The organism is Nocardioides dilutus (assembly GCF_054779555.1).
Map to the genome: position 1 here is coordinate 572,523 of NZ_BAAGYA010000003.1, position 13,947 is coordinate 586,469.

Below are 13,947 nucleotides of genomic sequence, written 5' to 3' on the forward strand. Positions count from 1 at the left end.
GCGGACGCTACTAGGACTGTGGCGGCTCTCCTTCGATCGGGAAGCCGTTGCGGATCGCCCAGGCGACCGCCTGGGACCTGCTCGCGGCGCCGATCTTGCGGTAGGCCGTGCGCACGTAGGTCTTGATCGAGTTGGGGCTGAGATAGAGCTCCGCGGCGATCTCCCGGTTGGTCCGGCCTTGGGCGATCAGGGTGACCACCTCCACCTCCCGGGTGGTCAGTCGGGCCTCGGCGCCGAGCCGGGGGTGTCCGTCCGCCGCCTCGGGCCCGTCCGGGCCGTTGCCGCTCACGGCCGACTCGACCGCGTCGATGAGCTCGGACTCACTGACCCCCATGGAGAAGAATCCGTCGGCGCCGACCGCGAGCGCCCGGGCGGCGAGGTCGGGTCTCAGGTCGCGTCCGACCGCCAGCACCTTCCCCGCTGTCGAGGAGAGCAGGTCCTGAAGCCCGGAGGCATCGCCGTCGACGAGGTCGACCACGTCGAACAGGACCACGTCCGGCTCGTGGCCGTCCGGGCAGGGCACCACCACCACCCGGTCGGGATGCCGGGCGAGCAGGTCGACGAGACCGTGCCGGACCACCGGCTGTGGACTCACGACCGCCACCTGGAGTGGGTCTGAGGCCATGCCCGCATTCTCTGTTGGGCGGGCGTTCTGGCAAGGACCTACCCTTCACCCGAAGGGGTGACTTTCCGCGGGTCAACCGTCAGCGAGCAGCTGTGCCTGGTCGACGACCGGGCGGACGTCGGCCGAGCCCACCCAGCCGACCCCAGGCTCGAGCCGCCGCACCACGCGGGCGGGGCTGCCTGCCACGACCGCGAAGTCCTCGATCTCGCCGCGGACGATGGCGCCGGCCGCCACCACGACGTTTCGGCCGATCCGGGCCCCGGGCAGGATGACCGCGCCGTGGCCGACCCAGGTGCCGGCCCCGATCGTCACCGGCTGGTGGGCGCCGAGCTGCTTGCCGATCGGCAGTCCGGGGTCCTGATAGCCGTGGCTGGCATCGGTGACGAAAACGCCCTGTCCGAAGAACACCGCGTCGCCGATCTCGATGCGCTGGTGCGCGGTGATCGTGGTCCGGGCACCCAGGACGCACCGGTCGCCGATGAACAGCCCTCGTTCCGCGAGATGGACGTCTCCGACGCCGTAGCCGACGGAGAGCGTGGCGTAGCGTCCGACCAGCGTGCCCGAGCCGATGTGGATCGCCTCGACGTTGAGCAGGGTGGCTGGGGGGAAGTCGATGCAGCTGCCCTCCCCGAAGCTGCCGAACTGCGCAGCGGCATGAGTGCCCGGGACGATCTCACCGACCCGGTCGACCCAGCGCCGGGCCGCGTGCACGCCGCGGTTGAGAAGCACCGACACCCTGTTCACGGCGTGACTCTAGTGGTGAGGGCAGGTCAGACACCGAGCATGCAGCCGGTGGACTGCCGCTTCAGCCCAGGGAAGACCTTGGGGATGGAGGCGCCACCGAACCGGGCCTGGACGATGTCGGCGAGCACCTGGCGGTAGTCGGTAGTCACCGTGAGGTCGGAGTCGTAGCTGTTGGCCAGTCCCGGCCAGCGGCCGTGGTAGCCGCCCCGGACCCCGGCGCCGGCCACGAACATGACGTTGCCATAGCCGTGGTCGGTGCCGTAGTTGTCGTTCTCCTGGACCCGCCTGCCGAACTCGCTGAGGGTGACCAGTGTGACCTTGGAAGCCTGCGTGCCCAGGTCGCCCAGGAACGCGGCGATGGCGTCGGCGAACCCCTCGTTGTTGCCATACATCCAGCCGCCGTCGGGCCCGCCGGCACCGGAGTGCATGTCCCAGTCGCCCTGGTCGACGGTGATCACCTCGACCCCGACGTCGCCGCGGATGATGCGCGCGGCGGTGGACAGGGCCCGACCCAGGTCGTTGCCCGGGTAGAGAGACCGGTTGTCCTCGGTGGTCTCGACGGTGCCGAACATGTCGATCGCGGTGAGCGTCGCCGACATGCTCCGGCCGAGGGTGGTCCGGTTGCCCGACCACAGCTCGCGCACCGACGCCTCGCGCCATCCCTCGTCGCCGGCGCCCGGGAGCCCGACGTCCTCGACCCGGTCCGCCGACATCGCGGGCTGCGGCCCGAACAAGGAGGTGGGGATCATGTTGGAGCCGGCGCTGAAGCCCTGCAGCGGCGCGCTGCCGGGAGTCGTGCCGATCAGCCGGTTGAGCCAACCGACGCGGGCCCGTGACCCCGGATCCGCGTCCTCGACCTCCTCCATCGCGTCGAAGTGGGACCGGTTGGCCACCGGCAGTCCGGCCGCGTGCACGGTGGCGATCTGGCCGGCCGTCCACAGCGGGACCAGGGAGGCCATCGCGGGGTGCAGCCCGAACATCCCGTCCTTGACGAGCAGCCGGTCGGACGGGATCGCGATGTTGGGGCGGGCCCGGTAGTAGTCGGGGTCCGCGTGCGGGACGACCATGTTGAGCCCGTCGGAGCCGCCACGCAGCGAGACCACGACCAGGACCGAAGCCGCGCTGGCGGCCATCGCGGGGGAGGCCGTCACCACGGCACCGCCGACCATCGTCGAGGCGCCGGCCAGTGCGAGCGCGCCACCCAGGACGCCGCGCCGGCTGACACCGGTGGGCGCGCCGTCGGCGGCGCGCTGCATGGCGGCGTACTCCTCGCAACAGGGCTGGGCGGAGGTGGGCGGAGGTGAGGAGGGAGTCGTCATCGCGGTCACCGGCTGTAGTGGGCGGGGGAGTCGAGGATGGTGGCGAGGAGGCGGCCGAACTTCCACTCGATGAGCTCGTGGTCCTCGATGATGTAGTCCTTGGGCTTCACGTCCGTGGCCTTGGAGCACGCCTTGAGAAGTCGGGCATCTGAATGCCGGTGCAGCAGCTGCTGGCTCAGGTGGTCGACGAGCTCGTCGAAGCGCACCGCAGGCGCCGGCATCCACTTCATCGGGTCCTTGTAGCGCACGGCCTCGTCCGGGTAGTGCCCGTGCGCGAGCTGCCAGTGCACGTCCATGGAGCCCATCAACCGCCCTGGCGAGGACCAGGATTCGTTGTCGATCGGCTGACCGTCGGGGGTCGCCCAGCTGAACGGGACCAGGCCGATGCCCCGGACCTGCCAGATCATGGCGGCGATAGCCGAGCCGTTGTAGGTGTCTTTGTCGTCTGGCGGCGGGCGAACGTCGATGCGCAGGGCGCGGTAGGTCGCCACCAGGTCCTCGGCGGGGTCCCGCACCTTGTCGTCGATCGAGTGCCGGAACTTGTCGGAGTCGACGAGCGCCCGGAGCACCGGCACGATCTCCGTGTCGTTGTCGAGGTAGACCTTCGCCAGCTTCTTGACCAGCGACTTGGGCACCGAATCGCCGATGAACTTCTCGCACAGCTTGGTGGCGAGGTGCCTGGCGGTGTCTGGGTGGTGGGCGAGGTAGCGCAGGTAGGCCGCGGTCAGCGCCTTGCCGTTGGCCTTGCGGTTCTTGTCCTTGAAGCCCTTGACCTTGACGGTGCCCAGGTAGTGGTCGTCCTCGTGGTACTCCGGACGCCACGTCTCCCACATGTCGACCGACCAGCCGGTCAAGATCCGCGCCGAGCCCTTGACGTCCCGCTCGTTGTAGTTGCCGTCGCCGACCGTGTGCAGCTCGAGCAGCTCGCGGCCGAGGTTCTCGTTGGGGTGTTCCTTCGTCGACTCGGCGGCGTCGAGGTAGATGAGCATGGCCGGATGGGTCGCGGCGGCCATGAGCATGTCCTCGAACCGCCCCAGCGCGTGCTCGCGCACCTTGTTGCCGTAGTCGACGCGATGCGTGAACTGGGCGTCGCCGAGCGCCGGCACGTGCAGGTGGTTCTCCCAGAACTCCGCCATGACCTCGAAGACCTGTCTCTTCGAGACCATCCGCCGCATCATCGACCAGCGGGCGTAGTCGTTCATGACCTCCCAGCCGCCCTCGACGCCGGTGATCTGGCGCTGCCAGAGCTCCTTGGGGCCGCGCTTGAGGCTCGGCCACCAGGCCTGGAGCTGTCCGGCTTTGCGGTCCTTGATCGACTTCGGCTTGAGCTGCCGCTCGAACCAGGCGTGTGCTCCTCCGGCCCTGCGGACGTCGCGCGCGAGGTCGGGTGTCACCCCGTAGGAGAAGCGACTGACCAGGTGACGTTCGTGCCTCGACAGCAGCTTGTCCGCGCCCTTGAACCGGGCGGGCAGGTAGTCCGACAGGTCGTCGGCAGCCGCAGCTCCCGCCGAGCCGCCGACCGCGGCCGACGCGAGCGCACCCGCCACGGCGAAGCGGCGGCCCACCGCAGCAGGTGCGCCACGAGTGGCGCCGGCGGTGGTGTGCGGTGCGGTCGGCGGAGCCGGGTGGACGCGGGGGGTGGCGGCCATGTGAGGAACTCCCGAGGCATGGGGGACGGGTTCGGGCTCCCCCCGCAGAGCCGCCCCAGCACCATAGGGCAGCCCGGTCCGGTTGTGCAGGAGTCTCAGGCAATCCCGCTCTGGCGCGGGAACCACGAGGACGAGCCGGTCAGGGGATCCGTGTCCTCCCGGGCGACCGGCGTCCCGTGCCCGACGACCTGCTCGCCGGGCTCGGTCGCGTCGCCCACGTGCGGCGGTCAGGCCCCGTCGAAGCCGTTGAGCAGCAGGAAGAAGATCAGTGTGCCCAGGACGACCATCGCGATCCCGATGCCCATGCCCACCCAGCGGCCTCTGCTGACGCTGGCGTGCGGGCCGGCGACGCCGGGCAGCACCGAGCCGACGATGGCACCGAGCACAGCCATCGCGACGAGTGCGGCGGGCAGGATCCAGTTCTCCGTGTTCTCGCCGTCCAGAAAGGCGGCCGACAGGGGGAGGCTGAACACGCCGGCCGCGACGAGCACCAGCAACGCGAGGGGCCTGTGCAGGCCGGGGTGACCATCGGTCGCATGGTCTCTCGTACTCGACACAGCCGGACCGTACCGCTTGCGGCGTTCGTTGACACGCACCCCGCGACTGGCAGGATGAGCCACGCGGTCCACGCGGTCCACGCGGGTCCGGCCACCGGCCACCATCGCCGGCGGCGACACCCTGTCGACAGGAGTTCTCCGTGAAGCGTTTGACATCCATGCTCGCTGCCACCGCGATCGCAGCCAGCCTCCTGTCCGGCTGTGGCGGCGGGACCGACAGCTACTGCGATGCCTTGAAGGAGACCCAGAAGGACTTCGAGAACTTCGAGGGCTCCGACTTCTCGAGCTTCGAGGAGTTCACGGACCAGGTCGAGGAGTTCGCCGACGACGCGCCCGATGAGGTGAAGGACGACTGGAAGGTGCTGGCCGAGGCGTTCAAGGCCTTCGTGAAGGCGCTGGAGGACGCCGGGCTCGAGCCCGAGGACCTCGAGGGTCTCAGCAGCGGGGAGATCCCCGAGGACGTCGACATGGAGGCGCTCACCGAGGCCATGACCGAGGCGCAGGCGCTCGGCAGCGAGGAGTTCCAGAAGGCCACCGAGAACATCGAGAAGCACGCCAAGGAAGAGTGCGACATCGATCTCAGCACTTCCTGAGCCCCGAGCGGGGATTCCCCGACCGTCTCAGACCACTGGCCGGCACGGGCTGTGGTGCCCACCCGGGCACCACAGCCGTCCGGGGCGCACCGCCCCGCCCCTAGACTGACCCCGCCGTGACCGACCTGCTGCTTCTGGCCCTCGCGCTGCTGCTCATCGCGGCCTGTGGGTTGTTCGTCGCGGCTGAGTTCGCATTCGTCACCGTCGATCGGGCCCAGATCGACCGCGACGCGCTGGCCGGCGACCACGCGGCCCTGGGTGTGCAGAGCGCGCTGCGCTCGCTGTCCACCCAGCTCTCCGGGGCGCAGGTCGGGATCACCGTGACCAACCTGGCGATCGGCTTCCTGGCCGAGCCTGCGGTATCGCACCTCATCCGGGGCCCGCTCGAGTCGGCCGGTGTGCCCGGCGGTGCGGTCCGGCCGGTTGCGACTGCGATCGGGCTCGCCCTGGGCACGATCCTCACGATGGTCTTCGGCGAGCTCGTGCCGAAGAACCTGGCGATCGCCAAGCCGATGCAGACCGCCCGGGCCACCCAGCGGGCGATGCGGGCGTTCACGGCGGCGATGCGGCTGCCCATCCGGTTCCTCAACGGCTCGGCGAACGCCTTCATCCGCCGGATCGGGCTCGAGCCCCAGGAGGAGCTGCGCTCGGCGCGCAGCTCGACCGAGCTGGCCTCTCTCATCTCGCGGTCGGCCTCGGTCGGGACGCTCGACCCCGACACGGCGGAGCTCATGGAACGCTCGGTCGAGTTCGGCACCCGCACGGCCGGCGAGATCATGACCCCGCGGGTCCGGACCCTGTCGCTCGAGGTGGGCGACCGGGCGCTGCAGGTGATCGAGCTGGCACGAAGCAGTGGCCACTCGCGGTTTCCGGTCCTCGACGCCGACGACACGGTCGTCGGTACCGTCCACGTCAAGAACGCGGTGGCCCTTCCGGTCCACGAGCGGGCGACCACCCGGGTCAAGCACCTCATGGTCAAGCCGATCGTCGTGCCGGACTCACTGCGGCTCGACCCGCTGCTGGCCCTGCTCCGCAGTGACGGATTCCAGCTGGCGGTGGTGCTGGACGAGTACGGCGGCCACGCCGGGATCGTCACGCTCGAGGACGTGGTCGAGGAGATCGTCGGGGACATCGCCGACGAGCACGACCGGTTCGGCTCCCGGGCGCGGAAGCGCCGCGACGGCTCGTGGCTCCTGTCTGGGCTGCTGCGGCCCGACGAGGTCGAGGACCTCACCGGCGTGCCGCTGCCGGAGTCCGAGGACTACGACACCGTGGCAGGCCTGGTCCTGCAGGTGCTCGGCCGCATCCCTGAGCGCGGCGACATCGCCGAGGTGCCGGTGCCGGAGGCCTCCGACGACGACGCGTCCCGCCAGCGACTGGTCACGCTGAGCGTCGAGCACATGGACGGGCTGCGTGTCGACCGGGTGGCGATGCACGTCCTCGACGGTGAGCCGGGGGAGGAGCGATGAGTGGCCCCGTGGCATTGACGGTCGCCTTCCTCCTCCTGCTGGGCAACGCCTTCTTCGTCGGCGCCGAGTTCGCCCTTGTCTCCGCCAGGCGCACCCAGATCGAGCCGCGCGCCGACGCCGGGTCCGCGATGGCGCAGATCACGCTGCGCGCCATGGAGAACATGTCCCTGGTCATCGGCGTCAACCAGCTCGGCATCACCGTCTGCTCGCTGGTCCTCGGAGCTGTCGGCGAGCCCGCCGTGGCACACCTCGTCGAACCGGTGCTGCACGCCGCGCACGTGCCGGAGTCGCTGCTGCACCCGATCGCGTTCGTGATCGCCCTGTCGATCGTCGTCTATCTGCACGTCGTGCTCGGCGAGATGATCCCCAAGAACATCGCGCTCGCCGGCCCGGATCGGGCCGCGCTGGTGCTCGGCCCCCCGATCTGGGCGATCGTCACAGTCCTGCGTCCTGTCATCCTGGCGATCAACGCCTGCGCCTCGGTGGTCCTGCGGCTGGTCGGGGTGAGGATGATGGACGAGGTCAGCTCGACCTACACCCGCGAGGAGGTCGCGGCCCTGGTCGAGGAGTCCCGAGGAGAAGGGCTCATCGAGCCGGAGGAGTACGACCGGCTCGCCGGCGCCCTCGGCTTCACCGAGAAACCTGTGGCGACCGTGCTCATGCCACCGGAGTCCCTCACCACGGTGCGTCGAGGGTCGACGGGTGCGGACGTAGAGGCGTTGTGCGCCGCCACCGGCTTCAGCCGCTTCCCCGTGGTCGACGACCGGGACGGCGGGCTGCTCGGCTATCTGCACATCAAGGACGTGCTCGAGACCGACGAGACATTGCGTCACCGGGTCATCGAGGACAAGTGGGTGCGACCGTTCGCGCCGGTCGCCGCGGACGACCTGCTCCACGACGCGCTGGAGACGCTCCAGCGCAAGGGCGCGCATATGGCGGTGGTCGTCGACGGGGACGGTACGACGCTGGGGCTCGCGACCCTCGAGGACGTCATCGAGGAGCTGGTCGGGGAGATCCGCGACGCCGCGCACCTCGATGAACGATCCGACGAGCGCCCCAGCGAGCGTGCTCACGACCCGCGATGACCTGCACCATTACCCTTTGGTCGTGACTGAGCCGGACCGGGTGACGCAGCCGCCGAGCACTCGCGTCTGGACCGTCCCCAACCTGCTCAGCATGGCGCGGCTGGCCGGGGTGCCGGTCTTCCTCTACCTGGTGCTCGGCCCGGAGGCCGACGGATGGGCGCTGGTCGTCCTCATGGTGTCCGGTGTCACCGACTACCTCGACGGCTACCTCGCCCGCAAGCTCAACCAGCAGACCGTCGTCGGACAGATCCTCGACCCGGTCGCCGACCGGCTCTACATCCTGGCCGTGGTCATCGGGCTGGCGCTGCGCGACGTCATCCCGTGGTGGCTCGCGGTCTCCCTGCCCCTTCGCGACCTCCTCATGTGGGGGCTGGTGCCCCTCCTGCGCACCCGCGGCTACAGCGCGCTGCCCGTGCACTTCCTCGGCAAGGCCGCGACGTTCAACCTGCTCTACGCGTTCCCGCTCCTGCTCCTGGGCGACGGAGAGGGCACGATCGCCCGGTTGGCCGAGGTCTTCGGCTGGGCGTTCGCCTTCTGGGGTGTGGGGCTCTACTGGTGGGCGGGCGTGCTCTACGCCTACCAGGTCCATCGGCTGCTGGCGACCACCGAACGCCGCCCGCGTCAGGTCCGCGCGAGAACCCCCGATGACTGAGACCCGCGAGCGTTCCGCCGGGGACCGGGCACGCACCCCGTTGCTCGAGCTGGTCACCCGCGAGTCGCTCGACCTCGACTACCAGGAGGTCGCGAGCCGGCGCGCGAAGCCCGGCCCGGTCAACGGGCCCACCCCCCACCGGGGCGCCGCAGTCGCGGTTGGCGTCTTCGGGCTGCTGGTGGCGGTCGCGGCTGTCCAGAACTCGCGCAACGCCGACGTCGACAAGGCCAGCCGGGACGCACTGGTCGAGCGCATCGAGGTGCGCAAGGACGCCGTTTCGTCGATCCAGGACCGGATCGTGGAACTGAGGGCGACGAACGAGCGCCTGGTCGACCGGGTGGTCGACCTGGTCGCGACCACCGAGAACGTCGACGAGGCACGCCAGGACCTGGCGCTGGGCGCCGGCTTCGTGGCGGTCGAGGGCCCTGGGCTCCGGGTGACCGTGGACGACCAGCCGCAAGGGGATCCTGACGGCCTGGTGCGAGCGACCGACCTTCGGGTCCTGGTCAACGGACTGTGGCAGGCGGGAGCGGAGGCGATCGCCATCAATGGACGGCGGCTGACCTCCCTCAGCGCGATCGTGAACTCCAGCATCGCCATCCAGGTCAACAAGGGCCCGCTGTCCCCGCCCTACGTCGTCGAGGCCATCGGCGGGCAGAACCTGGACGCCGACTTCGTCGAGACGGGGTCCGGCCTGACCTTCCTCGCCCTGGCCGAACAGTTCGGATTTGTGGTCGAACGTGACACTGTGTCGTCGCTGCTGGTGCCCGCGGCCCCGGCGGCGATGCAGCGGCTGCGCTTCGCGGAGCGGCCGTCCGCCAACGGACCAGGAGACCAGGGGGACTCGAACCCGTGATCGCAGTGCTCGGACTCGTCGTCGGGATCGTGCTGGGGCTGCTCCTGCGCCCCGACGTACCGCTCGCCCTCGAGCCCTACCTGCCGATCGCCGTCGTGGCCGCGCTGGACGCGGTGTTCGGCGGGTTGCGTGCCTACCTGGACGGCATCTTCGACGACAAGGTCTTCGTCATCTCCTTCGTCAGCAACGTCGTGATCGCCGCCGGCATCGTCTTCCTCGGCGACCAGCTCGGGGTCGGTGGGCAGCTGTCCACAGGGGTGATCGTGGTCCTCGGCATCCGGATCTTCGCCAACGTCGCCGCCATCCGCAGGCACCTTTTCCATGCCTGAGACAGAGCGCGCTGAGGAGCGGCCGGGGGATCGTGGCCGGGGGCTGCTGTGGCGCGCGCTGCTCCGCCCGACCCGGGTCCAGCTCACCGTTGCGGTGCTCCTCGCGGTCGTCGGGTTCGCAGGTGTGACTCAGGTGCGCACCAACACAGTCGACGACACCTACGCCGGGCTGCGGGAGCAGGACCTCATCGACATTCTCGACGGTCTCGCCGGGACGGCGCAGCGGGCGCAGGCGGAGATCCAACGCCTGGAGGAGACCCGCGACGACCTGTTGTCGGAGACCCGATCCCGCGAGGCGGCCCTCGAGGCGGCGCGCAACGAGCTCGAGACGCTGTCGATCATCGCCGGGACCGTGGCAGTGACCGGCCCCGGAGTGCGGATCACCATCAAGGAGGTCGCCGGACAGGTGCGCGTCGAGCCGTTCATCGACATGGTGCAGGCACTGCGGAGCGCGGGTGCGGAGGCCATCCAGATCAACGGCTCTGTCCGGGTCGTCGCCTCGACGTCGTTCCAGGACGTCCGCGGTGGGATCCTGGCGGGCGGTCAGGTCCAGAAGGCGCCATTCATCATCGACGTGATCGGCTCTCCGGAGGCGCTCGGAGCAGCGCTCCTGTTCCCGGACGGCCCGGCGGACCAGTTCGCCAAGGACGACGTCGCCGAGCTGACCTACGACGAGCTGACCTCGCTCGACATCGAGTCCGTGCACCAAGCGACCCCACCGGAGGTCGCCGAGCCCCAGACCGATGAGTAGGTTTGCCGACATGTACCCCGATGACCTCCTCTACACCTCCGAGCACGAATGGCTACGCCGTCCCGGTGAGACCGATGGCTCGGTGCGGGTCGGGATCACCCACTACGCACAGGACGCGCTGGGCGACATCGTCTACGTCTCCCTGCCCGAGCTCGGCCAGACCGTCGAGGCGGGCTCGACCTGCGGCGAGCTGGAGTCCACCAAGTCGGTCAGCGACGTCTACGCCCCGGTGTCGGGCGAGGTGGTCGCCCGCAACGACTCGCTGGATGCCACCCCCGAGCTGGTCAACAACGACCCCTACGGCGGGGGGTGGCTCTTCGAGGTGGTCCCGAGCGACACCAGCCAGCTCGACGGGCTCCTCGACGCGGCGACCTACGAGGAGTCCCTCGGCGGCTGAGCCGGGCTCGCCGGCGAGTTCCTGGCCGGGATCCTGGCCGAGCCGCGTGTCCCTGAGCGGACGCCCGGGTTCTTGATAGGTTCGCAGGACAGGCCAGCCGGTCGCCTACGAGGCCAGTCATGAGGGGAGCCACGATGCCGTTCTGCACCAACTGCGGGCATCACAACCCCGACAGCGCGCGCTTCTGCTCCCAGTGCGGCACCCGGCTCGAAGCGACCGACAGTTCGGTGCCCGAGGGCGCGGGAGAGTCGACCGCCACCATCCAGATCGGCGGCGTCCCGGAGTCCGCGGCCAAGACCGACACCTCCGACCGCCAGCTCAACCCGGTGGACGCGGCGGCAGTCGATGCGCTGCCCAGCGGCCACGCCCTGCTCGTCGTGCAGCGCGGCCCGGGCTCGGGCAGCAGGTTCCTGCTCGACAAGGACGTCGTGCACGCGGGACGCAACCCGGACAGCGACATCTTCCTCGACGACGTGACGGTCTCGCGTCAGCACGCGGAGTTCCACCGCACGGGAGACTCGTTCACGGTCACCGACTCCGGCAGCCTCAACGGCACCTACGTCAACCGCGACCGCATCGACACAGTGCACCTGACCGACGGCGACGAGGTCCAGGTCGGCAAGTACCGGCTCGTCTTCTTCGCGGGGCACACGCCTTGACCTCGGGCGCCGCACGGCCGGGCGCCGAAGAGCCGGCCTCCGGGCTGATGAACATCGGGCAGGTCCTTGAGCTGCTGCGCCCGGAGCACCCGACGATCAGCATCCCCAAGATCCGCTTTCTCGAGGAGCAGGGGCTCGTCTCGCCCGAACGGACGCCGGCCGGCTACCGCAAGTACTCCCACGCCGACGTGGAGCGGCTGCGCTACGTGCTGGTGCTGCAACGTGACCACCACCAGCCGCACAAGCGGATCGCGGAGATCCTCGACGCGATCGACCGGGGGCTGGAGCCACCACCGTTGATGTCACTCACCCCGACCGTGCCCGAGGTGGCGCTGTCGTCCGACGGGATGCCGAGCCCCGAGTCCTTCCGTCGCAACGACGACCTGCGTCTCTCGCGCAAGGAGGTGCTCAAGATCGCCGAGATCTCCGACGAGCTCCTCGGCCAGCTGGAGGATTTCGGGCTTGTGGCAGCCAGGCCCGGCACCGGACATTTCGACACCGACGCGCTGGTCGTCTGCACCACCGCCCGCGAGCTCGCGGCGTACGGCCTCGAGCCCCGGCACCTGCGCGCCTTCAAGGCCGCAGCCGACCGCGAGGTGGGGTTGGTCGAGCAGGTGGTCGCGCCCCAACGCCGCGCCACCGATGCCGCCGCCCGAGCCCGGACCGAGGACACCGTCGCGCAGATCGCGGCTCTGTCGCTGAAGCTGCACGCGACGTTGGTGAAGTCCGGCCTCAAGCGCCTGTGACGGGTGGGCCTAGCGGCGTAGTCTGGCGACGTGCGCGAAGTCGACGTCATGGGAGTCAGGGTCGAGATGCCCTCCAACCAGCCGATCGTGCTTCTGCGCGAGGTCACCGGCGAGCGCTACCTACCGATCTGGATCGGCGCCGTCGAGGCCACTGCTATCGCGTTCGCCCAGCAGGGCGTCGTCCCCCCGCGACCGCTCACCCACGACCTGATGAAGGACATGCTCGACGCGACCGGCAACAGCCTCGACGAGGTGCGCATCACCGAGGTCCGCGATGGGGTCTTCTTCGCCACCCTGGTGTTCGGCTCCGGCGCCGAGGTCAGCGCCAGGCCTTCGGACTCCATCGCCCTCGCCCTGCGGACCGGGACCCGCATCGTCTGTGCCGAGGAGGTGCTCGACGAGGCCGGGCTCGCGGTGCCCGCCGAGCAGGAGGACGAGGTCGAGAAGTTCCGGGAGTTCCTCGACCAGGTCACTCCCGAGGACTTCGACGCCCACTGAGAGCCCGGCCCGAGCGAAGCGAGGGTCGGGCGAGCAGTGGGCCCGAGCCCGAAGCTCAGGTCGACGTGGCGCAGCGAACGCAACCATCAACCTCTACCTCAGGGTGAGACACACCCCGCGAGCCTCGTTGACCCGGCCACCCACCCGACGTACCTTGAACTGTCGCCGTTGTAACTCCAACGCTGTTGTACGACCACGTGGAGCGAGCGGCCATCGGGACTTCAGAGGAGCAGCCGTGAACGAGCACGGAACGCAAGGGCAGCAGGACCCACAGACGACTGTCGACGCGGCGCTGGCGGCCGAGACGGCCGGTGAGCAGGGTCTGCTCTTCACCGACGACGTCTCGCCCCTGCCCAGCGACACCGGCTACCGGGGTCCCACGGCGTGCAACGCGGCGGGAATCACCTACCGACAGCTCGACTACTGGGCGCGCACCGGTCTGGTCGAGCCGACCGTACGCAGTGCGACAGGGTCGGGCTCGCAGCGGCTCTACTCCTTCCGCGACATCCTCATCCTCAAGGTGATCAAGCGACTGCTGGACGCCGGCATCTCGCTCCAGCAGATCCGCACCGCGGTCTCCCACCTGCGCGAGCGGGGCACCGACGACCTCACGCGCGTCACCTTGATGAGTGACGGGGCCTCGGTCTACGAGTGCACCAGCAACGACGAGGTCATCGACCTGCTCCAGGGCGGTCAGGGTGTCTTCGGCATCGCCATCGGCGGCGTGTGGCGCGAGATCGAGGGCACCCTCGCCGAGCTGCCCAGCGAGCGCACCGCCACTGACGAGTCGCCGGTCGCAGGCGACGAGCTCGCCGCTCGACGCGCCGCGCGTCAGACCGGCTAGCCACGGGGTTAGACTCGGCTTCGCTGACAATCCCGCACGGGAGAGTCCCTCTGCTGCACTGATGGGGGACGCCGAAGGGGCAACTCCTCCTCAGAACCTCTCAGGCACCAGGACCGCGCGGGCCAGGCAACTCTGAAGCCCCACTGTGGGGGCGACAGAGGGGGAGGGTTCCGA

The 13,947-nt window shown here is 69.8% G+C and carries 18 protein-coding genes and 1 riboswitch; of the genes, 12 read left to right on the plus strand and 6 right to left on the minus strand.

Going from position 1 to position 13,947, the window contains the following annotated elements; genetic code table 11:
* Window positions 1–10 precede the first annotated feature (10 nt).
* The 6 genes from ACYVC6_RS18425 to ACYVC6_RS18450 form a co-directional block, all read right to left on the minus strand.
* The gene (locus ACYVC6_RS18425; RefSeq protein ID WP_460715909.1) at window positions 11–625 is read right to left on the minus strand and encodes a response regulator transcription factor; all 615 of its coding nucleotides are present in this window, start codon (window positions 623–625) and stop codon (window positions 11–13) included.
* A 72-nt stretch (window positions 626–697) separates the two neighbouring features.
* Entirely contained in the window at window positions 698–1,369 is a 672-nt protein-coding gene (locus ACYVC6_RS18430) for an acyltransferase (protein ID WP_460715910.1), read from the minus strand.
* A gap of 26 nt (window positions 1,370–1,395) precedes the next feature.
* Window positions 1,396–2,688, minus strand: coding sequence for a DUF1501 domain-containing protein (locus ACYVC6_RS18435; RefSeq protein ID WP_460715911.1), 1,293 nt, complete (start codon window positions 2,686–2,688; stop codon window positions 1,396–1,398).
* A 5-nt stretch (window positions 2,689–2,693) separates the two neighbouring features.
* The gene (locus ACYVC6_RS18440; RefSeq protein ID WP_460715912.1) at window positions 2,694–4,337 is read right to left on the minus strand and encodes a DUF1800 domain-containing protein; all 1,644 of its coding nucleotides are present in this window, start codon (window positions 4,335–4,337) and stop codon (window positions 2,694–2,696) included.
* Window positions 4,338–4,432: 95 nt separating this feature from the next.
* Complete coding sequence (locus tag ACYVC6_RS18445; protein WP_460715913.1) at window positions 4,433–4,555, minus strand: hypothetical protein; 123 nt, start codon at window positions 4,553–4,555, stop codon at window positions 4,433–4,435.
* A gap of 9 nt (window positions 4,556–4,564) precedes the next feature.
* On the minus strand, window positions 4,565–4,894 hold the full coding sequence (locus ACYVC6_RS18450; protein WP_460715915.1) for a hypothetical protein: 330 nt from the start codon (window positions 4,892–4,894) through the stop codon (window positions 4,565–4,567).
* Between the two features lie 140 nt (window positions 4,895–5,034).
* Here ACYVC6_RS18450 and ACYVC6_RS18455 point away from each other — a divergent pair, with 140 nt between their 5' ends.
* The 12 genes from ACYVC6_RS18455 to ACYVC6_RS18510 all read left to right on the plus strand — a co-directional run bounded on the left by ACYVC6_RS18455 (window position 5,035) and on the right by ACYVC6_RS18510 (window position 13,773).
* Window positions 5,035–5,487 carry a hypothetical protein gene (locus tag ACYVC6_RS18455; protein ID WP_460715917.1) on the plus strand — a complete coding sequence of 151 codons (453 nt, stop codon included), beginning with the start codon at window positions 5,035–5,037 and terminating at the stop codon, window positions 5,485–5,487.
* A gap of 116 nt (window positions 5,488–5,603) precedes the next feature.
* Entirely contained in the window at window positions 5,604–6,956 is a 1,353-nt protein-coding gene (locus ACYVC6_RS18460; RefSeq protein WP_460715918.1) for a hemolysin family protein, read from the plus strand.
* 8 nt (window positions 6,957–6,964) lie between these two features.
* Entirely contained in the window at window positions 6,965–8,041 is a 1,077-nt protein-coding gene (locus ACYVC6_RS18465) for a hemolysin family protein (RefSeq protein ID WP_460715919.1), read from the plus strand.
* Window positions 8,022–8,693, plus strand: coding sequence for a CDP-alcohol phosphatidyltransferase family protein (locus ACYVC6_RS18470; RefSeq protein ID WP_460715920.1), 672 nt, complete (start codon window positions 8,022–8,024; stop codon window positions 8,691–8,693). Before ACYVC6_RS18465 ends, ACYVC6_RS18470 begins: the two co-directional genes overlap by 20 nt.
* Entirely contained in the window at window positions 8,686–9,549 is an 864-nt protein-coding gene (locus tag ACYVC6_RS18475; RefSeq protein ID WP_460715921.1) for a DUF881 domain-containing protein, read from the plus strand. The genes ACYVC6_RS18470 and ACYVC6_RS18475 overlap by 8 nt, the downstream gene beginning before the upstream one ends.
* Entirely contained in the window at window positions 9,546–9,878 is a 333-nt protein-coding gene (locus ACYVC6_RS18480) for a small basic family protein (protein ID WP_460715923.1), read from the plus strand. The genes ACYVC6_RS18475 and ACYVC6_RS18480 overlap by 4 nt, the downstream gene beginning before the upstream one ends.
* Window positions 9,871–10,629: a DUF881 domain-containing protein gene (locus ACYVC6_RS18485; protein ID WP_460715924.1), complete on the plus strand. Its 759-nt coding sequence runs from the start codon at window positions 9,871–9,873 to the stop codon at window positions 10,627–10,629. The genes ACYVC6_RS18480 and ACYVC6_RS18485 overlap by 8 nt, the downstream gene beginning before the upstream one ends.
* A 10-nt stretch (window positions 10,630–10,639) precedes the next feature.
* On the plus strand, window positions 10,640–11,026 hold the full coding sequence (gene gcvH / locus ACYVC6_RS18490) for a glycine cleavage system protein GcvH (protein ID WP_460715925.1): 387 nt from the start codon (window positions 10,640–10,642) through the stop codon (window positions 11,024–11,026).
* 134 nt (window positions 11,027–11,160) lie between these two features.
* The gene (locus tag ACYVC6_RS18495) at window positions 11,161–11,685 is read left to right on the plus strand and encodes an FHA domain-containing protein (RefSeq protein WP_460716512.1); all 525 of its coding nucleotides are present in this window, start codon (window positions 11,161–11,163) and stop codon (window positions 11,683–11,685) included.
* Window positions 11,682–12,431: a transcriptional regulator FtsR gene (ftsR, locus tag ACYVC6_RS18500; RefSeq protein ID WP_460715926.1), complete on the plus strand. Its 750-nt coding sequence runs from the start codon at window positions 11,682–11,684 to the stop codon at window positions 12,429–12,431. Before ACYVC6_RS18495 ends, ftsR begins: the two co-directional genes overlap by 4 nt.
* A 30-nt stretch (window positions 12,432–12,461) precedes the next feature.
* On the plus strand, window positions 12,462–12,929 hold the full coding sequence (locus ACYVC6_RS18505) for a bifunctional nuclease family protein (protein ID WP_460715927.1): 468 nt from the start codon (window positions 12,462–12,464) through the stop codon (window positions 12,927–12,929).
* Between the two features lie 292 nt (window positions 12,930–13,221).
* Entirely contained in the window at window positions 13,222–13,773 is a 552-nt protein-coding gene (locus tag ACYVC6_RS18510; RefSeq protein ID WP_460716514.1) for a MerR family transcriptional regulator, read from the plus strand.
* Window positions 13,774–13,800: 27 nt separating this feature from the next.
* Window positions 13,801–13,899: riboswitch (glycine riboswitch) on the plus strand.
* Window positions 13,900–13,947 lie beyond the last annotated feature (48 nt).

Excerpts from the sequence above, each read along its gene's own strand:
- ACYVC6_RS18425 (WP_460715909.1), bottom strand. The coding sequence starts at position 625 with ATGGCCTCAGACCCACTCCAGGTGGCGGTCGTGAGTCCACAGCCGGTG.
- ACYVC6_RS18435 (WP_460715911.1), bottom strand. The coding sequence starts at position 2,688 with ATGACGACTCCCTCCTCACCTCCGCCCACCTCCGCCCAGCCCTGTTGC.
- ACYVC6_RS18440 (WP_460715912.1), bottom strand. The coding sequence starts at position 4,337 with ATGGCCGCCACCCCCCGCGTCCACCCGGCTCCGCCGACCGCACCGCAC.
- ACYVC6_RS18475 (WP_460715921.1), top strand. The coding sequence starts at position 8,686 with ATGACTGAGACCCGCGAGCGTTCCGCCGGGGACCGGGCACGCACCCCG.
- ACYVC6_RS18485 (WP_460715924.1), top strand. The coding sequence starts at position 9,871 with ATGCCTGAGACAGAGCGCGCTGAGGAGCGGCCGGGGGATCGTGGCCGG.
- gcvH (WP_460715925.1), top strand. The coding sequence starts at position 10,640 with ATGTACCCCGATGACCTCCTCTACACCTCCGAGCACGAATGGCTACGC.
- ACYVC6_RS18495 (WP_460716512.1), top strand. The coding sequence starts at position 11,161 with ATGCCGTTCTGCACCAACTGCGGGCATCACAACCCCGACAGCGCGCGC.